The 21,099-nt window shown below is 40.1% G+C and carries 18 protein-coding genes; 11 read left to right on the forward strand and 7 right to left on the reverse strand.

The genetic code is table 11. The features are described from left to right. Nucleotides 1-17: 17 nt before the first annotated feature. Nucleotides 18-1,262, reverse strand: a complete 1,245-nt coding sequence (locus IV512_RS17935) for a DUF5103 domain-containing protein (protein WP_209405880.1) — start codon at nucleotides 1,260-1,262, stop codon at nucleotides 18-20. Between the two features lie 154 nt (nucleotides 1,263-1,416). Here IV512_RS17935 and IV512_RS17940 point away from each other — a divergent pair, with 154 nt between their 5' ends. The 8 genes from IV512_RS17940 to IV512_RS17975 all read left to right on the forward strand — a co-directional run bounded on the left by IV512_RS17940 (nucleotide 1,417) and on the right by IV512_RS17975 (nucleotide 8,985). Beyond that, nucleotides 1,417-2,769: a Na(+)-translocating NADH-quinone reductase subunit A gene (locus IV512_RS17940; RefSeq protein WP_209405882.1), complete on the forward strand. Its 1,353-nt coding sequence runs from the start codon at nucleotides 1,417-1,419 to the stop codon at nucleotides 2,767-2,769. A 3-nt stretch (nucleotides 2,770-2,772) separates the two neighbouring features. Then, nucleotides 2,773-4,047, forward strand: coding sequence for an NADH:ubiquinone reductase (Na(+)-transporting) subunit B (locus tag IV512_RS17945; protein WP_209405884.1), 1,275 nt, complete (start codon nucleotides 2,773-2,775; stop codon nucleotides 4,045-4,047). A 2-nt stretch (nucleotides 4,048-4,049) separates the two neighbouring features. Further along, nucleotides 4,050-4,799 carry a Na(+)-translocating NADH-quinone reductase subunit C gene (locus tag IV512_RS17950; RefSeq protein ID WP_209405886.1) on the forward strand — a complete coding sequence of 250 codons (750 nt, stop codon included), beginning with the start codon at nucleotides 4,050-4,052 and terminating at the stop codon, nucleotides 4,797-4,799. A 1-nt stretch (nucleotide 4,800) separates the two neighbouring features. Then, the gene (locus tag IV512_RS17955) at nucleotides 4,801-5,448 is read left to right on the forward strand and encodes an NADH:ubiquinone reductase (Na(+)-transporting) subunit D (protein ID WP_100871234.1); all 648 of its coding nucleotides are present in this window, start codon (nucleotides 4,801-4,803) and stop codon (nucleotides 5,446-5,448) included. Between the two features lie 23 nt (nucleotides 5,449-5,471). Beyond that, complete coding sequence (nqrE, locus tag IV512_RS17960) at nucleotides 5,472-6,224, forward strand: NADH:ubiquinone reductase (Na(+)-transporting) subunit E (protein WP_209405887.1); 753 nt, start codon at nucleotides 5,472-5,474, stop codon at nucleotides 6,222-6,224. Nucleotides 6,225-6,226: 2 nt separating this feature from the next. Further along, nucleotides 6,227-7,534 (forward strand): NADH:ubiquinone reductase (Na(+)-transporting) subunit F, encoded by a 1,308-nt coding sequence (nqrF, locus tag IV512_RS17965; protein WP_209405889.1) that lies wholly within the window; start codon nucleotides 6,227-6,229, stop codon nucleotides 7,532-7,534. 76 nt (nucleotides 7,535-7,610) lie between these two features. Further along, nucleotides 7,611-7,979: a Na(+)-translocating NADH-quinone reductase subunit F gene (locus IV512_RS17970; protein ID WP_209405891.1), complete on the forward strand. Its 369-nt coding sequence runs from the start codon at nucleotides 7,611-7,613 to the stop codon at nucleotides 7,977-7,979. Continuing rightward, the gene (locus IV512_RS17975; protein ID WP_371743321.1) at nucleotides 7,969-8,985 is read left to right on the forward strand and encodes an FAD:protein FMN transferase; all 1,017 of its coding nucleotides are present in this window, start codon (nucleotides 7,969-7,971) and stop codon (nucleotides 8,983-8,985) included. The genes IV512_RS17970 and IV512_RS17975 overlap by 11 nt, the downstream gene beginning before the upstream one ends. Here IV512_RS17975 and IV512_RS17980 read toward each other — a convergent pair. The 3 genes from IV512_RS17980 to gpmI are packed head-to-tail and all read right to left on the reverse strand — an operon-like array spanning nucleotide 8,982 to nucleotide 12,160. Beyond that, on the reverse strand, nucleotides 8,982-9,752 hold the full coding sequence (locus IV512_RS17980; protein ID WP_209405893.1) for a class I SAM-dependent methyltransferase: 771 nt from the start codon (nucleotides 9,750-9,752) through the stop codon (nucleotides 8,982-8,984). The genes IV512_RS17975 and IV512_RS17980 overlap by 4 nt on opposite strands. 39 nt (nucleotides 9,753-9,791) lie before the next feature. Then, the gene (gene map, locus IV512_RS17985) at nucleotides 9,792-10,610 is read right to left on the reverse strand and encodes a type I methionyl aminopeptidase (RefSeq protein ID WP_209405895.1); all 819 of its coding nucleotides are present in this window, start codon (nucleotides 10,608-10,610) and stop codon (nucleotides 9,792-9,794) included. Nucleotides 10,611-10,642: 32 nt separating this feature from the next. Continuing rightward, nucleotides 10,643-12,160, reverse strand: coding sequence for a 2,3-bisphosphoglycerate-independent phosphoglycerate mutase (gene gpmI / locus IV512_RS17990; protein WP_209405897.1), 1,518 nt, complete (start codon nucleotides 12,158-12,160; stop codon nucleotides 10,643-10,645). Nucleotides 12,161-12,445: 285 nt separating this feature from the next. Between gpmI and IV512_RS17995 the strand changes: the two genes are divergently transcribed. Continuing rightward, nucleotides 12,446-12,838, forward strand: coding sequence for an ankyrin repeat domain-containing protein (locus tag IV512_RS17995; RefSeq protein ID WP_209405899.1), 393 nt, complete (start codon nucleotides 12,446-12,448; stop codon nucleotides 12,836-12,838). 105 nt (nucleotides 12,839-12,943) lie between these two features. On the opposite strand, the gene IV512_RS20110 is transcribed toward IV512_RS17995, so the two are convergent. From IV512_RS20110 to IV512_RS18005, 3 genes are all read right to left on the reverse strand, one after another. After that, nucleotides 12,944-13,111: a DUF6747 family protein gene (locus tag IV512_RS20110; RefSeq protein ID WP_371743323.1), complete on the reverse strand. Its 168-nt coding sequence runs from the start codon at nucleotides 13,109-13,111 to the stop codon at nucleotides 12,944-12,946. 228 nt (nucleotides 13,112-13,339) lie between these two features. After that, nucleotides 13,340-14,107, reverse strand: coding sequence for a M48 family metalloprotease (locus IV512_RS18000; RefSeq protein WP_209405900.1), 768 nt, complete (start codon nucleotides 14,105-14,107; stop codon nucleotides 13,340-13,342). Between the two features lie 38 nt (nucleotides 14,108-14,145). Continuing rightward, nucleotides 14,146-14,880 (reverse strand): M15 family metallopeptidase, encoded by a 735-nt coding sequence (locus tag IV512_RS18005; RefSeq protein WP_209405902.1) that lies wholly within the window; start codon nucleotides 14,878-14,880, stop codon nucleotides 14,146-14,148. Nucleotides 14,881-15,447: 567 nt separating this feature from the next. On the opposite strand from IV512_RS18005, the gene IV512_RS18010 reads away from it, so the two are divergent. Both IV512_RS18010 and IV512_RS18015 read left to right on the forward strand, forming a co-directional pair. Next, complete coding sequence (locus IV512_RS18010; protein ID WP_209405904.1) at nucleotides 15,448-16,170, forward strand: hypothetical protein; 723 nt, start codon at nucleotides 15,448-15,450, stop codon at nucleotides 16,168-16,170. Nucleotides 16,171-16,231: 61 nt separating this feature from the next. Then, the coding region (locus IV512_RS18015; protein WP_209405906.1) for an Ig-like domain-containing protein at nucleotides 16,232-21,099 on the forward strand (4,868 nt) is incomplete at its 3' end.

Consider the following 21,099-nt stretch of genomic DNA (forward strand, 5'->3'; position numbering starts at 1 on the left):
ATGTGGGTAAATATATATTAATTGCTAATACTTCTCGAATTGGCATTGCCTATACCTATAATACTATCATATTGTTCCCCGAAGTTGCGATAGTATACTAGAATTAAATAATTATTCTCTGTAAAGTGAAAATTACCGCTAATAAGGTTGAGGTCGATTGTGGCGTCTTCTCTTTTGACGACGTACTTGTAGTTGTAGAACCCTTGTTTCATTTTAATGGTACCTTCCATCATTCCGTTTTCTTCGTTGTAGGTGAGTCGATTTTCGTCGTTCAGGGCGTAGTTGTTGAATTTACCGAAAACATACACCTCGTCAAGGTTCAACATGGGGTCGTAGGGTAAAGAAAAATGTACCATTGAATATTCGGCTTCCCTAGAATTATCGTCTCCTTGCTGTGTGCGTACAACAAAATCACCATTAATATCAGGAAAATAGGTGTATGGGTCCATCGACCTGTAGCCGTCGGAGAATAAATAGTGGTGATAGAGGTCTTCTATTTCGATTCTTCCTATCTGCGAGCTTGGAGCTCTTAGGTCGCTGGTGTCAAAGTTTAAAAATTCATTTCCACCAAAAAAACTGGTTTCTTGATCGTATTTGTAGACCAGTTCACTTCCTAGGGTGTATTGAGGGGCAATATCGTAAATGGCCGTCTCCCATTGATAATTTTGTATAATGGCCACCTTCACTTCCTTTTTTGGGTTTACCAATTGAAAGTTTCCGGAGTTAATATTGAACTGAACTACCTGTTTTTCGTTTAAAAAGTTAAAGTCACGAGACCTTTTTACGGTAGCGCCAACGGTAACCAAATCTTTAAAGACTACGAACTTTCTTGAAAACTGTAGTTCGTAATTGTCATCATAAATTTCTAAAATGTAATTGCCGCTAACTTTCAAACGAACATTGTCGTTGGGTATGCTCAATTTGTAGTTAGAATAAGATTGTAGGGTGGAGTAGCTGTTCTCATAATCGACAATACGTTGGTTGTCGACCCCTGTGAGGTACTGCGACTTTAAAAGCTGAGAGATTGACCAATCGTAATCGCAATGTACGATTTTGTAATAGTAGTCTCTTTCGTTGGCCGTAATATCGTCAAATTCTAATTTGATGGTTTCGCCAAGTTCGATTACCGGAAACTGATCTTCGGTAGGTCCACCGAAAATAACCGTTTTAATATGCTCTGGCGGATTGATTTCTTGCTGTATTTGAGCAACTGACAATGAGGTGAAAAGAAGAAAAAAGACCTGTGTAAGCTTTCGTAGCATGTATCTGCTATTTTTTTCGGTAAAGGTAATCAAAAAGCGTACCCAGAAAATTTAGATCGACATACACTCCAAATTTCTAGGTATTTATTATGAAAACATTGCTTTTAATACTATTTTTGCGCCATATTTTAGTTAACCTAAGGTCTACAATAATATGTCTAAAGACATTCGGATTAAAAAGGGCTTGAACATTAATCTTGTTGGTGCTGCAGAGCAAACTACTACCAAAGCTGTTTTAAGCAATGTTTATGCCATAAATCTTAACGATTTTCACGGAATAACTCCAAAAATGTTGGTTAAGCAGGGTGCCGAGGTAAAAGCCGGTGAACCTCTTTTCTACAATAAAAATAGAGAAGACATGATGTTTGTCTCTCCGGTAAGCGGTGAGCTTGTCGAAATTAACAGAGGGGCGAGAAGGCGAATACTTTCTCTTAAAATCTTAGCCGATAAAGAGCAGGCGGTTGCCTCTCATTCACCCTTAAAGGTGGATCCGGCGACTAAAGATGAGGTTAAAGCTTTTCTTTTGAAGAGTGGGGCATGGCCCTTTATTAAGCAACGGCCTTACGACATTATAGCTAACCCCGATGATACGCCCAAAGCAATTTTTATATCCGGTTACACGACCGCACCTTTGGCCGCTGAATCAGATTATGTTCTTCAGGGGAAAGAAGAGGAGCTTCAAGCGGCAATCAATGCCCTGGGTAAGTTGACCCCTGGTAAAGTGCATGTATCTGTAGGTAGTGCGTCTAGTTCTACCTTGTCAGTGTTGAGCGGTATTGAGCTTCATAAAGTTTCAGGGCCGCACCCAGCTGGTTTGGTCGGTACGCAAATAAATAGAATAGACCCTATCAATAAAGGGGAAACCGTTTGGACGGTCTCACCACAAGATTTGGTCATTATCGGTGAGCTTTTGCTTACAGGTAAGTTCAACCCAGAGCGTATTGTTGCTTTGTCGGGCTCTTGTGTTAAAGCCCCGAAGTACTATAAGACTAAAATTGGCGCTGAGATTTCTACTTTTTTATATAGTAGTGGGGTGACCGATGATAAATTCAGGGTTGTCAATGGTGATGTTCTTACCGGTTCAAAAAGTAAACCTGATGGTCATTTGGGTTTTTACAACAATACGGTTAGTGTTATACCGGAAGGCGATGATTATGATCTTTTTGGTTGGAACAAGCCTATTTTCAACAAGATTTCGGCTACAAGGGCACTGACGTTCTCTTGGATGCAGCCTAATAAAAAATACGACCTGAACACAAATACCAATGGGGAGCATAGGGCCTTTGTGGTAACGGGAATGTATGAAAAGGTTTTCCCTATGGATATCTATCCTTTGCAATTGCTCAAGGCCTGTATGGTTCAAGATCTCGATGAGATGGAACAATTAGGTCTTTATGAAGTTGCCCCTGAAGATTTTGCATTGACCGAGTTTGTTTGTGTTTCCAAACAACCGCATCAGCAAATAATTAGAGAAGGCTTAGATTTATTGTATAAAGAAATAGGATAAAAGATGAGTGATAAAAAACTAACTTTAAAGAAAAGGCTGCACATTCTAAAGCACCATTTTCGAGGTAAGAAAATGGCACCTGCTTTTAATGCGTTTCATACCTTTTTGTTTACGCCAGATGAGACCACCCATAATGGTAGTCATGTAAGAGCTGCCGATGATTTGAAGCGAACTATGAATACGGTGATCATGGCTTTGGTTCCCGTGCTTCTTTTTTCGATGTTCAACGCCGGTTATCAACATTATTCAGCTATTAATGGTTTTCCAGAAAATTTCTCGGTAATAGAACATTTTCTTACATGGGATAATTTTTGGATCGGTATAATTAAGGTGTTGCCACTCGTGGTCGTTTCCTATGGTGTCGGTCTTCTTGTTGAATTTATTTTCGCCGTAATCAAAGGGCATGAAGTAGAAGAGGGGTATTTGGTTACCGGTATGTTGGTGCCATTGATCGTTCCTATTGATACTCCACTTTGGATGTTGGCCGTAGCCGTGGTTTTTGGTGTGGTCATCGGTAAAGAAGTTTTTGGGGGTACCGGAATGAACATCTTGAACCCAGCGTTGACGATTAGGGCATTCTTGTTCTTTGCTTACCCAACTTGGATGAGTGGCGATAAGGTTTGGGTTTATGAAGCGGTAGAGCGTGCAGGCGGGCCTGACGCAATTTCAGGGGAAACCATTTTAGGATATTTGGCACAAAATAAAGCGGCAGAAATGTCGTATTCGGTATCTGATATGTTTTGGGGCTTTATTCCTGGTTCAGTTGGTGAAACCCCGACTTTTCTAATTCTTCTTGGCGGACTATTTTTGATTTTTAGTAAGATAGCGAGTTGGAGAATTATGTTAAGTGCCGTTATCGGTTCATTGGTGATGGGCCTAATATTTAACGGAGTGGTCGACCAGGGATGGATCGGTGAAACAAGTAAGTTCTACGGATTGATGAGCTTTGATTTTTGGCAGCATCTTTTAGTAGGTGGCCTGGCTTTCGGTATCGTTTATATGGCTACGGATCCTGTTACGGGGGCACAGACCGATAAGGGTAAATGGTATTATGGTTTCTTCATCGGCTTCATTTCAGTATTGATCAGAGTGTTCAACCCAGCTTATCCAGAAGGGGTGTTCTTGGCAATCTTACTGATGAACGTATTTGCTCCTACCATTGATCATTATGTCATTCAAGGCAATGTGAAGCGTAGAATGAAAAGACTTAAAAATGCTACTATTTTACCCAAAGATTCTGAGGGTGAAGAAAAAGAACTTCAAGTAGAAACCGCATAATTATGGCAATTAATACAGATAAAAACGTATATACGGTTGTTTTCGCAGCCATTATGGTCGTTGTCGTTGGATCTCTTCTTGCTTTTATGGCCTCAGGTCTAAAAGATAGAATTCAGGAAAACGAACGTTTCGAAAAACAACAGAACATTCTTTACGCTATGGGCGTGAATGAAAACCAAGATGAGGGTAGTGTGGCGTTTATACCTACCGATAAGGTTGAAGAGCAGTTTTCAAAGTACATTAAAGAGCAAATCGTTATCAAAGGCGATGAAGTGGTTCAGAACGACGAGGCCTATCTTATCGATATGAAAAGACAATTGGCCCTTTATAGTAAGGGGGGAACTCCTGAACTTCCACTTTTTATTGGTGAAAAAGACGGTAAGAAGTCTTACATCATACCTATGTACGGTAAAGGTCTTTGGGACGCCATCTGGGGTTTTATTTCTTTGGATGAGAGTATGACGGTGCAAGGCGTATATTTTGACCACAAGGGCGAGACACCTGGTTTGGGTGCTAATATTAAGCAACGTTATTTCATGGATGATTTTAAGGGGGAAACAATTTTATCGGGTACGCGGTACGCTGGTATTAATGTGGCCAAAGGAAATAATGATCCATTGAACGAAACAAAAGATGATAATGAGGTTGATGCTTTGGCTGGGGCTACGATTACCGGAAACGGGGTTTCGGCCATGATCAAAGAGAGTGTAAACCTTTATAAAGATTATTTACAAACCATTAGCGCAAAATAATATGGCACTATTGACGAAAAAAGATACGAACCTGATTACCGATCCGTTAGCGGACAATAACCCAATTACCATTCAGGTATTGGGTATCTGCTCGGCATTGGCGATTACTGCAGAACTAAAGGCTTCCATCGTGATGGCCGTGGCCGTGATTTTTGTATTGGGTGTGGGTAACGTAGTAATATCATTAATGCGAAACATCATTCCTTCTAAAATTAGAATTATTGTGCAATTGATCGTGGTCGCTACTTTGGTTATTGTGGTGGATCAAGTACTTAAAGCTTTTGCATACGAACTTAGTAAAACGCTATCGGTATTTGTAGGTTTGATTATAACCAACTGTATTATCATGGGGCGTTTTGAAGCCTTCGCCTTGGGTAATGGCCCATGGCGCTCATTTTTAGATGGTATAGGTAACGCCTTAGGTTACGGCGTTATTTTGGTAATTGTTGGTTTCTTTAGAGAACTTTTGGGTTCCGGAACTTTGTTAGGTTACAAAGTATTGGGCGACCCGATTGCTAAAACGGGGCTTTACGCTACTGGTTATGAAAATAATGGGTTTATGATTATACCCCCCGCGGCTTTGATTGTGGTAGGTATCATCATTTGGGTTCAGCGTTCGCGTAATACAGCGTTGATCGAGGATCATTAATATAAAGGATTAAAAGAAGAATTATGTTAGAGCATATAGAATTGTTTTTTAAATCCATCTTTATAGACAACATGGTATTTGCCGTGTTCTTGGGGATGTGTTCTTACCTAGCGGTTTCAAAGAAAGTAGCTACGGCTGTTGGTTTGGGTGCTGCTGTTATATTTGTATTGGCGGTGACAGTGCCGTTGAATTGGTTGCTTGATCAGTACTTGCTTCGTGACGGGGCTTTGGCTTGGTTGGGGTCTGAATATGCCGATTATAACCTTAGCTTCCTTTCGTTTATATTATTTATCGCAACCATTGCGACTATGGTACAATTGGTTGAAATCGTGGTAGAGAAATTTTCACCGTCGCTTTATAATTCCTTAGGTATATTCTTGCCATTGATTGCGGTAAATTGTGCCATCTTAGGGGGGTCATTATTTATGCAATCTAGAGATATTCAAACTTTAGGTTTGGCATTTAATTATGGGGTAAGTTCTGGTATCGGGTGGTTCTTGGCTATTTTAGCGATCGCTGCCATTCGTGAAAAAATCAGATATTCAAATGTACCGCCACCATTAAGAGGTCTTGGTATAACATTTATCATTACAGGTTTAATGGGTATCGGCTTTCAAAGCTTTGGAGGTATGCTTACCGGAGGTGATGATGGTGCGGCAGCTGAAGAAGAGCAACGTATGGATTATGATAAGGTGTCTGAAATCGAAAAGAAAGATTCTGAGAAAGAGGATATCGACGAAAAAGAAATTTCTTATAACGACGCAATAAACAATTAGATATGCTATTAGCAACTAGTACTGGCGGAACTATACTTATTACGGTAGTCGCATTCTTAATACTTTTAATGATATTGGTAGCACTATTGTTGTTCACCAAAGAAAAATTATCACCTTCCGGTCCGGTGACAATTACCATTAACGGAGAGAAGAAAATTGAAGTGGGATCGGGTAGTTCTTTGCTTTCTACATTAGGTAATCAAAAAGTTTTTTTACCATCGGCTTGCGGTGGCGGTGGTACCTGTATTCAGTGTGAATGTCACGTATTGTCAGGTGGGGGCGAAGCGCTTCCAACGGAAACACCTCATTTCTCAAAGAGAGAATTGAACGCTGGTGCACGTTTGGCCTGCCAAGTTAAGGTGAAGCAAGATATGGAGGTTACTATACCCGAAGAGGTGTTCGGTATCAAAAAATGGCCGGCAAAAGTGGTTCGTAACTATAACGTAGCTTCGTTTATTAAGGAATTTGTTGTTGAGATTCCTGAAGATATGGGGTATAAAGCCGGGGGGTATATTCAAATCGAAATTCCTAAATGTGAGATTAAGTATTCCGATATAGATATAACCGCTCACCCAGACGAACACGAAACTCCTGATAAATTTCAGGCGGAGTGGGACAAGTTCAACCTTTGGCCATTGGTTATGAAAAATCCTGAGACTGTAGAAAGAGCTTATTCTATGGCTTCATACCCAGCGGAAGGAAGAGAGATTATGTTGAATGTTCGTATTGCGACTCCACCATGGGATCGCTCTAAGAACGGTTGGATGGATGTTAACCCAGGTGTTGCTTCGTCTTACATATTTAATTTGAAACCGGGTGATGATGTTGTAATTTCAGGGCCTTACGGTGAATTCTTTATTAACGAATCTGATTCGGAGATGCTTTATGTCGGTGGTGGGGCAGGTATGGCACCAATGCGCTCGCATTTATATCACTTGTTCAAAACCTTAAAGACTAACAGAAAAGTAACGTATTGGTACGGTGGTCGTTCTAAAAGAGAGCTTTTCTATTTAGAGCACTTTAGGGAATTGGAAAGAAATTTCCCTAACTTCAAATTCTATTTAGCCCTTTCAGAACCTATGGAAGAAGATAATTGGAAGGTTAAGGAAAATATTGATGCGCCTGGAGATGGTTTCGTAGGCTTTATTCACAATTGTGTGATAGATAACTATTTGAGCCTTCACGAATCTCCTGAAGATATCGAACTCTACTTCTGTGGGCCTCCGTTGATGAACAAGGCGGTACAGAAAATGGGTGAAGATTTTGGTATTCCCGATGAGCACATTCGTTTTGATGACTTTGGAGGTTAAACATAAAGCCTTTAAGATATTTTTGAAAATTATAAACCGATGTTCTTGCATCGGTTTTTTTGATTGACTCCGAAAGATGAAACAAGAACTTTCAGAACAAGAGTTGCATAATTTGGCCATGAACATTGTGGGTAGAGAACTCGAAGCCGACGGCTTTGAGTTTATGGGTGTAAACAGTAAGCCCAAGAAAAATCCGCAGTTCGTTTGTCTTAAAGACAAGCAGCTACATTTTATTGTCGTGAGACATATTGCCTACCCAGACAATCCGAGAGTCTATGATAAGGCGTTCATGGCTAAAATGAAAGACCACGCCGATAAGCAAGAAGCACGTGTTTATTATGCCGGGGTTGGACTCTCAAATGCAAAAGACCGACAGCTTCCCGTTTATTTGAATGAAGAGTATATTGTTGATTATAACGGATTGATAGAGATTGATGATGAATAGAATATTACTACTAAGTTTATTGGTGAGCCTTTTTTCCTGCGGAGAAAAAAAATCGAAGATTGTTCGTAACGTCAATAGCGGTGCGGCGTTGGGTACCTCATATCATTTAATCTATCTTACTGAAAACGAACCACTCGATTTGCAAAAAGAGATAGATTCAGTATTTAACGTAATTAATAGATCGCTTTCTACGTATATACCTGATTCTGATATCTCAAGAATTAATCAGGGTGACAGTACAGTGGTGGTCGATGAGATGTTCAGGCAGGTTTATGAGTTATCAAGAGAGGCATATTTAGCTACAGATGGGTATTTTGACCCAACCGTGGGGCTTTTGGTAAATGCATGGGGTTTTGGCCCTGAGAAACGGATTGAAATGGATAGTGCCCAAGTTCAGAGTTTGATGTCAAAGGTCGGATTCGATAATATAACCCTCACCGGTGAAAATCGGATCATAAAATCTAAACCTAACATGTATCTTGATTTTAATGCAATCGCCAAAGGGTATTCGATAGATAGATTGGCGGTTTTGATGGATAGTAAAGGCATTGAAAATTACCTGCTTGAAGTTGGGGGTGAATTGGTGGCGAAAGGTGTTAACCAGGTCAAGCAAAAAGAGTGGGTAGTGGGTATCGATGATCCCCAGGTGGAAAATGGTCGCCAACTTAAGCTTACGATTCGACTAAAGGATCGAGCATTGGCATCTTCAGGTAATTACAGACATTTTCGCGTCGATGAGGCAACTGGTAAAAAGTATGTTCATACCATAGACCCGATTACCGGCTTCACTAAGAATGCCAATACTTTAGCGACTACTATCATTGCTGAAAATTGTGCTTTGGCAGATGCCTATGCTACCGCTTTTATGGCAATGGATCTAGATGATGCATTAAAACTTTTGGCAGAATTTCCAGAGTTGGAGGCCTATATTATTTATGTTGACGAGAATGGCGAAACGCAAGAATTTATGAGTCCGGGGTTTGAAAAGATTGTCTCGAGTAATTAAATAGGCTTTCGTACCACAGGTATTATTTCACCAACGGCCAAACGATACCTATCTATTTCTGAATCGGAGAGAATGTCTGTGTAATCAACTTCTTCCACATTAAAACCTATACTTCTCAACTTATCGAAATAGTCTCTACCGTATACCCTAACATGGTCGTACTGACCAAATATTTTGGCCCTTTCTTTCTTATCGGTAATCGAGTTATCCTCGAAAGTTTTCTCACGTTTTAAGTCTTGTGGAATTTGAAATACACCCCATCCGCCATTTTTTAAAACTCTAAATAGTTCTTCCATTGCCTTGGTATCATCAGGTATATGCTCAAGTACATGGTTGCAGAGAATAACATCGAACGAATTCTCTTTAAAAGGGAGATTGCAAATATCGGCTTTTACATCCGCTAGCGGTGAATTAAGATCCGTTGTGGTGTAATCAAGATTCTTTAGTTTCCTAAATCGTTTGTAGTAGGGTTGTTCAGGTGCGAAATGCAAAACTTTCAAATTTCCATTGAAGAAGTTGGTCTCGCTTTGAAGATACAGCCATAGCAATCGGTGACGCTCTAGCGATAGGGTAGAAGGCGACAATACATTTTCTCTAGGGTTTTCATATCCGTAGGGGAGAAAGCTTCTAAAACTCTTTCTGTCAATGGGGTCGGTATATTTGCTGCCCTTCATCCATAGAGCGAATATCGGTCTTACCAAATAGCTTAAGCTTATGAGCCAAGGTCGCGGAATAAGGTTGAGGAAAAACTTAAAAATTTTAGACACTAAAGGTGACGGTTTGCGCCAATGAAATGGCCTTGTTGATTAAAGAACCAGTTTCACTTGACGAAATTCATCTTCTTCATTGCTTTCGATACCTAGCGCTTCATAAATATATTGGTAGGTAGAAAGTAATTCTGGTTTGCCATCTACAATTGCCACATTGTGTTCGAAATGGGCGCTTGGTTTTCCGTCTGCGGTAAGTATGGTCCACCCATCTTTCAATTGCTTTATACGTTTGGTACCCATGTTGATCATGGGCTCTATGGCTACCACCATGCCCTCAGCAAACTTCTTGCCTCTTCCACGCTTACCGTAATTGGGCATTTCCGGGCCTTCATGAAGCTTTTTACCTAGGCCATGACCTACGAGTTCTCTGACTACACCATACCCATGGCTTTCAGTGTAATTCTGTATGGCATAGGCCACATCACCAACTCTATTTCCAACTTTAAATTCTTTAATGCCCAAGTATAAAGACTCTTTGGTCACTTTAAGTAATTTTCGTGTTTCCGGTTCGACCTCGCCAACTTCGAATGTGTAGGCGTGATCTCCGTAATACCCATTTTTAATGGCTCCACAATCCACAGATATAATATCACCTTCTTTCAAGGGTTCTTTGTTAGGTATGCCATGAACTACTTGGGCATTAGGGCTCATGTTCAAAGTGTTGGGAAAACCATACATGCCTAAAAACCCAGGTTCGGCACCCTGGGAACGAATAAACTCTTCTGCTAGTTTATCAAGATAAAGGGCGTCTACCCCTGGCTTTAATTCAGCGGCGATCATGCCCAAAGTCTTAGAGACAACTAATGCGCTTTCGCGCATTAGTTCTATTTCTTCCGGTGTCTTTATTTTTACCATAAACGCAAAGGTACGTAATTGCTATAATTTCTCTATACCAAGGCTTCCCTTGTCATCAATTTGGGTTGTGCAACCCCAATAAGTTTCAATATCGTCGGTGCGATATCGCCCAAAACACCATCTCTTATTTCTTTCAAGTCGTTATCGACCAATATAAGGGGCACAGGATTGGTGGTATGGGCGGTATTTGGGCTTCCATCTGGGTTGATCATAGTGTCACAGTTACCGTGATCCGCGATTACGATTGTGGTATAGCCATTTTCTAAACCTGCAGAGACAACAGCATCTGCACAACTATCGACCACTTCGCAAGCCTTAATGGCGGCATTCATATCGCCGGTATGCCCGACCATATCTGGGTTGGCAAAATTTAAACAGACAAAATCAACTTCTCCCTTTTTAAGTTCAGGAATAATAGCATCCCTAATTTCATAGGCACTCATTTCTGGCTTTAAATCGTATGTCGCTACCTTTGGTGATGGACATAGCAGACGTTCTTCCCCATCAAACGGTGCCTCTCGACCACCATTGAAGAAAAAAGTAACATGGGGGTATTTCTCCGTCTCGGCTATTCTGATTTGTTTTTTTCCGGCTTTCTCTAAAACTTCACCTAAAGTCTCTTTAATATTTTCTTTGTCATAAACCACATGAACACCTTTATACGAGTCGTCATAATTTGTCAAAGTAACGTAGTATAGTGGCAATTTGTGCATCTCATAATCATGCATACATTCTTGGCTCAAAACCTGGGTGAGCTCTCGACCTCGGTCGGTTCGAAAATTGAAAAAGATGACAACATCGTCTTTCTGAATTTTCGCGACCGGATTTCCTACTGCATCGTTCATAACGATGGGGGCTATAAACTCATCTGTCGTACCTTCGTCGTAACTCTTTTGAAGGGTTTCAGAAATATTGGTCGATTTTTCTCCCACATTATTGACCATTACATCGTAGGCTTGTTTAACGCGTTCCCATCGCTTGTCGCGATCCATGGCATAGTAGCGACCGATAACGGTAGCCAATTGGGTGTTCTTGCCTTGGGCATAAGAAGTTACATCTTCTAAAAATCCTTTGCCACTCTTCGGGTCGACATCTCTACCATCGGTAAAAGCATGAATGAACATTTTATCAAGACCATAATTATTGCCCGCATCAATGAGTCCTTTTAAATGGTTGATGTGGCTATGTACGCCCCCATTACTCACAAGGCCTAAAAAATGAACGGCTTTATTGTTCTCTTTGGCATACTGAAACGCTTCCGTTAGAACCTTTTCATCTTTGAGTGTATTTTCTTGAACGGCTAAATTTATTTTCGCCAAATCTTGATATACAATTCTACCGGCACCCAGATTCATGTGACCTACTTCACTGTTTCCCATTTGACCTTCAGGAAGACCAACGTTCATACCATCGGTCAAAAGGTTGGCGTTAGGGTATTTTCTATACAGGGAATCTACAAAAGGAGTTTTTGCATTTGCGATGGCAGAAACTTTTGGGTCAGGCGATTTACCCCATCCGTCAAGTATCATCAAAATTACTTTTTTGTTCATTTCTTTAGCTTTTAGAGAAGTTCAAAAATACTTTGATTTAGGGGTATTTGCCAATATTGATAAGGCTTTTTTGATATTATTTTAAATCAGAAAAATATGCGGAAATTTTTGTTGACCGTATGTGATTTGACAGTTTGGCAATTTGTAGAAAACCAGTAAAATTCTTAAAACAAAGTTAAGACGACAGCTCTAGTTGTTAAAAATGACCATTTTTTGAAACATAATGTAAAGGATGTCGTCTATAATATAGAATCAAAAATCATTCATCAATCAAAATCATTCATCATGAAAAAAACGATTATTTATGTAGCGGCAGCGTGCTTGTTGTCGTCAAGTAGCCTTATGGCCCATGAAATCAATGTGGACCCTGTGGTACCAAAAGTCACTAATGTCAAAAATTTAGATGTCAGCTCTTTTTGTAAGGCGATTATGCAGGGTGACTTAGAAACAGTTCAAAAACTTATCGACCTAGGTGAAGATGTAAATCGAAAATCATTGGGCATGACTCCCGCGATATTTGCGGCCAGATACAATAAAGCGGAAATTCTACAGCTCTTGATCGACAATGGGGCTGATTTAAAAATTAGAAGTGACAAAGGTTTTACGGTTAAAAAATACGCTGAACTGTCTAATGCTATAGATGCATTGCAAGTCTTGGAGGCTGCGAGCGGAAGTTAAATAACAGTCTGATATAAAAATAAACCCGGAATCTTTTCAGTTCCGGGTTTTTCATTTTCATTTCAAAAGTGTGTCTTCATAAAAGAGCAACGATAAGAGTTTGTTCTAGAACTCGTATCCGTTAATTATTCTATGCGTAAATGCATAAATAGCCATAAAAATCATAATGGCGCTAAAAACTGAGTAAGCTTTTAAAAGCAAAACCGCAATTTGTGGTTTGCAATTATCGAAAGCTTCGACGTAAAGATTCTTAAAATGTGTAAGTGTTCCCATATAGTTTCATTTTCATGACGGTACTCGCATTCCGTCTATTAGTAAATCAAAGCTATAAGGGTTAAATCAAGGGTGCCTAGGTAGCAAATTTGGGATGCCGTAAAGATAAGTGAATAATACCCTAGACTATAGGTGTTGCTATGCGGTTCATCGAAATTTGAGGTATTTCAAGGGATTTTTATAATATGGGATATAAAAAACTTGTGAAAGCTTCAAAAGCTAATAGATTTACTGCTGATTTCGGTATTTCGCGATTGATTCTTGTATCCTCTCAATTCTATTTTCAGGGTCGGGGTGCGTGCTTTGAAACTCCGGTGCACGATTCGGTCCGGCAGCAGCTTTTAAAATTTCCATTACCTTGATCATCTCTTCGGGCCGGTAACCTGTTTGTATCATAAAAAGAACCCCAAGATCATCGCTTTCGAGTTCATCGTCGCGACCATTGCTTAACAGGGTGTTTTGACCGATTCCTCCAACAAGACCACCAAGGTCGCCACCTACCGAGGCCCCTGTTGAAAGGGTTTGCCAAAACTCGCCTTCGGCAATTCGTTCGGCGGAATGTCTGCCGATAACATGTCCGATTTCATGACCTAAAACCCCGGCTAACTGAGCTTCGTTCAATTGTTTGAACAGTGCATAGGTGATAAAAATTGGTCCGCCGGGCAATGCAAATGCGTTAATGGTCTGATCGTCTGCCAGTAAATGGAAGTCGTATTGATAAGGGGTTTCTCGGGCAATACTGTTTTGAACAAGTTTTTGCCCCACCTTATCTACATAGGCCTGTAGTCGCTCATCGGGGTAGAGGCCGCCGTATTGCTGGGCTATTTCTGGGGTGCTTTGAAGACCGATGGCAATCTCTTGCTCGGCCGTCATATTAATGGTCTGTACGCGACCGGTATAGGGGTTTTCTTCTTTGCTGCTACAGCGTTTGATAAAGGCGAAGGCCACAATGGCCAACCCGATGAAGATTCTTATCTTCCAACTACTTCTTCCCATGGTTATAGTGTTCTAACAAAAACCAATATACAAAAGAGTTACAGAAGTTCAGTGTTGATGTCTAAGATATTGTCTTCGATATAATTGGTTAAAAAGCCTTCCGTAAAATGCTCGCACCCGTAAAAATCTTCATTTTTCAAGAGCTGCATTATATTCTTTTTTCTAAACTCGGTGAGCATAGGTTTTGAAATAGGGGCATAACTATAATGCCATGGTTCATATTTAAAACCTCTTCGACCGGCAACATCGGTATACACTAAATAAAAATCGTAGGTATTAGCGTTTTCATCCATCCATTTTTTTAGGTTACCGAATGGTTGGTCTTCTCCGAATTTATTAGGGTCAAGAACATCGCCTTTAACTTTTTGGTAGCCATCGATAATATCGATATCGGTACCCCAGTGGTGTCTGCTCGTGCCGGGTATAGTTGAGTATTCGATTATCTTATCTATGGCCTCTATAGGTTCCATACGGTCATCATCGGTGTAGCGAAGATATTTGCGCTCCCAAATACTGCGTTGGCGCTCGTAGTTTCTATAGCTTGAAACTATTTTAAGGTCGATACCGTCACTGTATGCCGCTTTTTTCATCGAAACAAAGGCATCGTGGGCTTCTTTGCGCAGATTAACATCCTTACCATAAAGTTTGATATCGGTCTTGCCCATCAACTCTAAAATAGAAAACTCAAAATCTTTTGTATTGGCCCAAAGGGGTATGCTGCTAAGTGCCATGCTGCCTAAAGCGGCTTGCCGTATAAAAACTCTTCGTTGCATATTACAATCTCTTTGCGGTTTAGTATGGTATAAAGTTAATCAAGTTTCTGAGTGATTTTACTATGTACTAACGTTCAGCAAAAATATTTCTTGTTCAGACACAGTAAACTTTCAAGGGTGCAAGTTGATTGAAACCTACAAAAGGTATTTCTATCAGGCCTGCCATATCTAGCAGAGCCACTTCTGCTTATCATAAAAAACGAATATACCTGTTGATGCTTTTATTTAAATAAGTAAGAAAGTTCATCAATAATATTTTTATTTTAAATATTAATTCTTACAAAATCTTACTTCTTGTTTCTGATTTATTATGTAGTACTATTTGTTGGAATTTTGATGACGAAAACGTTTGAAATTTTACTTTATAACTAATTGATAATTAACTTTTAATCGATAAACAACAGTTTATGATGGTTATACGACATAATTGAGCTAGGTCACAACAATTAGTTAATACTACTAAGTGTTAAAGATATATTTGTCTTAATTAAAATGTAGGTAATTCTTACAATTCAATAATTTAATTCAAAAAATATCTATTTGCTTAACTGTAATAAACACAACCCGATGAAAAACACATTAACTCTACCTGTCGAACCCAAAAGAATTTACGCCATAGTTCTTTTTCTAATGTTGTCTAGCTTGGCAATTACCGTGGCCTCTGCCCAATCTGTAGGTATAAATACATTAACACCCGACCCGGCTGCTGCGCTAGAAATTCAATCTACTACGGGTGGTCTGCTTATACCTAGAATGAATACTACACAGGTTAATGCCCTGGTTAACCCACCCGATGGTTTGATAGTCTACAATACAGACACCAATAATTCTTTAATGTTCGTTCAGGGCGCACCGTACGAGCTATTCAATCGTACGACAACCTCTGCGGCTACTATTTTATCAGGCTTGACCCCTTCGGCATGGGTGGGAATAAATAATATTACACCTACAGAACTGGGTCTTGAAGCCTACAGGTTTCAATTAGATTTATCAGAGGTAAGGGAAATGAGGGTAGTTGCCAATGTTTTTGGTCTTACACTGTCTCTAGGTAATAGTTTAGATATCGCCCTGCAATATTCAAGTGATAACGGTGCAACCTGGAATTATTTAAATGGGTCCGGTTTTGGCCCTGGCGTATCTATATCAGTAAACGGGTTGATTACGACACCTTGGGTAGAAATAGAGGAAGAGGCCCAACAAGATGTACAACTGCGAATTGTCGGTATGTCTGCAAACAACCCATTGACACTTCAAGTTGGCTTTGGACTTCTTATGGCAGAGATGCGATAAATATAATGATTGTCATCGTCTCTCCATTTATTATCTAACCATCCTTTTTTTTCAATACATTATGAAAACTGTTCATTTTTTAAGTTTTTTTCTGTTTTTCAATATTACCATGCTGATGGCCCAAGATGGGCTTAATTTGGTTGGTGCTACTGTCTCGGTATCTAGTGGAGCTTCCATTAGGGTCGAGAACGGAAGTTTTCAGGTGTCGAACGAAGGGCAAGTTAAAAACAATGCACTGATAAGTGTAGATGGTAACTGGCTCAATAATAATACAACGGGGCAGGTTTTTACAACAGATTCCGATGGAACTGTAAATCTGAACAATTCAGGATCGGTAACCATTGGAGGAACTACAACAACACTATTCTACAATTTAATTTTAGAGGTAGACCAGACTACATTAGAAGTGAACACAATTGTGGGAGGGCACATTTCAGGTGCTAACGTCGGTGTTCTTGATCTCGGTGACTCAAGGTTGAATTTAAATTCGAATACATTACAGATTACCAACCCTCTAATTGCAGCTCTAATCACTAACGAGGGTTATATAATTAGTGAAGATGTTTTAAACGAAAGTAAAGTGATGTGGCAAACATCACCTTTATCTTCTACACAAGAAAAATATACCATTCCATTTGCGACTACTGCTGGTGAACTAATCCCTTTAAGTATAGAAAGAGCATCTGGAGATTTAGGAGTTATTACGGTATCCACATATTCTGTGGGTTCAGATATGCTTCCCTTACCTACCCAACCAGAGGCGGTTGTAACGATGTTAGATGAAGGTGGAGGAGATTTAAATAGCACTTCTGTTAATAGGTTTTGGCAATTAGATAAGTCTGGAACAGGAGAAGCTAACCTTACATTAACTTATACCGAAGACGAAGTACCATTAAATGGAGAAGCAAATTTATCTGCTTACAGATATGATACAAACGTTGATAGATGGCAGAAAAAAGGGGCTGCAGTTCTAGATGCAAGTGCTAATACCTTAAAGGTAGAAAGGGTAAGTGAATTTTCACCATGGACGCTTTCAGAAGGAGAATCACCTACCTTGGATTTAAATGAATATACCGCAGGTGTAGACTACGAGTTAGCCTTTAAACCTACAACGGGTACCATTGTTTCTATTTCAAATAATCCTACTGCAGCTTCTGATGACGGAACGATATCTAGTGCAACTATTGAGTTTTTAGATTATGTGGATAGTACGGAACTAATGTATATTACCAATGGAGGTGATATTTATTATTTTACCACTGCAACTGCATCAAATGATTACACCTTTGCAGGGTCAACAATAAGGGTAACCCAAAATTTAAACAATTTTACAATTACAGAGGCATTTGGCGGAACGATTCCTATCCAAGATTTTTTAGATTTTTTAGCAACGGTAACTTATGGCAATCTTACCAATACACCTACAGATGGTCCTAGAAGAGCCATCTTTACAATAACAGATACAAGTTCAAGAACAGCCACGGCCACTTCTAAGATAAATGTTTATACTACAGCACCGGCAGCGGTGGATGATGCTAATACCATTGTAGCAAATAACACAGGTACGGTAACCGGAAATGTTTTAACGGGTGGTACACCAGATTCAGGAACAGGACTTACGGTTTCAGAAGTCGATGTTTATCCAGCACAAGTAGGCGTTCCTTATGAAACACTTTATGGTACGTTTATCATTAATATGGATGGTTCCTATAGCTATGATGTAGATGAAACTAACTCTGCGGTAACCGGATTGAAAAATGGGGAGAGTATTCAAGATATTGTCTCTTACACCCTTAAAGATGAAAATGACATCACTGATTATGGTATTCTTACTATTACCATTGATGGGGTAGATGAAGCACCGGTAGCATTAGATAATACAGATGAAATTAACGTCGTTTCAGAAGTAAATGTCTCAGGAAATATTATTTCAGATATAGGAGTAGACGGTGCGGATTTTATTGATAGGGGATTATCTACTTTAGTTTGGGAAAATGAGTTTAGTGCTCCGGGTGGAGTATTTGCAAATGTTTCTGCACCAGTAGATGGTCAAAGTAGAATAATTTCGGGGGTAACTTTAGATTTTACATCTACAGACCCATCAAATATTGGAGTAGCAAATGATAATCAAACAGTTTACCAAACAGCTACGAATGGTGGGCATACAGGATATTTAAGGTTCGCTATAAACGCATCGACTAACCCATCAGCCGATACAGAATTAATAATAGATTTTAACGAACCCGTTTTCAATCTAGGGTTTTTAATTACAGATATTGATTTTCCTCAAGGTTCGGCATGGCAAGATCAAATTAAAATAAAAGGGTACTTAGATGGTTCCGAGTCTAATTTTAATTATACAACTACAGGAGGAGTTGTAAATGCAGGTAATGATACCTATTATGGTATCGGTAATGCTATTCCAAGCGATGCAACTGGTAATATTAATGTATTTTTTGAGGAACCAATAAATCAATTGGTTTTGAGTTACAATTACGGTCCAGATGCGACAGATACTGACCAATCAGGCCAAATAGCAGGTGTTTCAGATATTTATTGGCAAGGTGAGAACCCCGATATCGTTATATCTGAAATAGATGGTAGTGCAGCAAATGTAAATGCTGTTTATACGGGCATTTATGGTTCTATTGTAGTACAATCAGATGGTTCTTATACATATACACCAGATACGAATAACCCATTAGTTGCGAATTTATTAGTTGGTGATACATTAACGGAAACTTTTGAGTACAGATTATCAGATGGATCTAATTCAGATACTGCAAACCTTATAATAACCCTTAGGGGAACTCAATTTGATTCTGATGAAGATGGTGTCATTGATAGTGTAGATCTAGACGATGATAATGATGGTATTTTAGATACAGCGGAAAATGCAGGAGGTTTTGACCCAAATGCAGACGATGACAGCGATGGAATAGAAAATTATAAAGATTCTGATTTTGGAATAGATGCCAATGGTGATGGTGTCATAGATAGCTTCGATAATGACTCTGATGGTGTTTCTGATCATTTAGATACAGATTCAGATAACGATGGTTGTCTAGATGCAGTCGAAGCAGGTCATATTGATGATGATAATGATGGGGAGGTTGATGGTTCCGGTTATGATAGCGACGGTCTGGTTACAGGTGCTGATACGGCATATACGGGCACAACTACAGGGGTGACGACGGCTGTGCAAACCGCAGTGGATACAGCTCCAGCAAATCAAGAAGAAAGAGTGGGAGATGATGCCACGTTTACGGTAGTTGCATCTGCTTTATCTGCGTCTTCATATACTTCGGGTACACCAAATTATGATACTAATGCAAATTTAGGTTTAACCTATCAGTGGCAAGTAAGTACTAATTCTGGTTCTACATTCTCTGATTTAATAGGTGAAACCAATAGCACATTGACCGTTTCGGATGTAACCTTGATAATGGATGGTAATATTTACAAAGTTCTAGTTAGTCATACTAACAATGCCTGTCCAATAGAAGCACAAGCAACACTAAATGTCATAAATAATATTGATGCCATTAACGATTTTACAAGTATTACAGCAGTAGAAGGTTTCTTTGGCTCGAACAATGTACTTAATGTATTCGACAATGATCAATTTAATGGTGCTGTTCTAAATCCAGCGAGCGTAACTGTCACGCCTGTTACTAACGGACCTTTGACCGTTAATCCAGATGGTTCTTTAGACGTAGCCAATAATACGGGTACAGGTACATATACTATAGACTACCAAATATGTGAAGCTGCCGATCCAACCAACTGTGATATTGCTACGGCAACGGTAAGTGTTGGGGCAAACAATCTACCAACGGCACAAGATGATGCGTTTTCCGTAAATCAAAATACTTCGGATAACGATTTGACCGTGTTGGCCGATAATGGCAATGGGGCCGATGATTTTGGAGGTGATGGTGGTAACAATGGTACAATTAGTCTTCCTTTGGCAACGAGTGCTAATGGGGGTACCGTTACGGTCAATGACAATGGTACGCCAAACGACCCTACCGATGATTCAATTCTATACAGTCCCGCGAATGGATATGTAGGAACCGATACTTTTGATTACACGATTACCGATGCTAACAATGATTCGTCTACTGCTACTGTGAACGTAACCGTGGTTCCAACTCCGACTATCGCCATTAATGTAGTTGCTGTTGATGATATTATAAATGCAACGGAAGACGATAGTCCGGTGACGATTTCTGGTACTACTACCAATGTAGAAGATGGGCAAATAGCTACGGTAATCTTGAACGGAACTATCTATTCTCCTTCGGTAACTTCAGGGGCGTGGACATTTAATATCACGGCCACGGAAGCACAAGCCTTGAATCTTACTGAAACCATTACTGCAGATGTAGAAAATAGTTTAGGTGCTTCAGCTGTTCAAGCTGCTAGAGATATTCAACATATCACCACATTACCGGTACCGGTCCTAGAGATAGACGACATCACGGCCGACAACATATTGAACGCCGCGGAAGCGGGAGCGGACGTTACCGTAACGGGAACGGTAAGCGGTGACTTCAATGCCGGCGATACGGTGACCCTAACGGTCGACGGCACGGATTATACCGGAACGGTGGACGCCCTTGGCGCATACAGTATCGACGTACCGGGCAGCAAACTGGCCGCCGATGCCGATAACACGGTAAACGGTAGCGTGACCACTACGGACGCAGCTGGTAATTCTGCAAGTGCTACGGATACACAAGTGTATTCAGTAGATACCACATTGCCAATTCCAACATTAACTATCGACGACATCACGGCCGACAACATATTGAACGCCGCGGAAGAGGGAGCGGACGTTTCCGTAACGGGAACGGTAAGCGGTGACTTCAACGACGGGGATACGGTGACCCTAACGGTGGACGGAACGGACTATACCGGAACGGT

It is taken from the genome of Pseudozobellia sp. WGM2 (assembly GCF_017810075.1).
GTDB lineage: Bacteria > Bacteroidota > Bacteroidia > Flavobacteriales > Flavobacteriaceae > JADNYK01.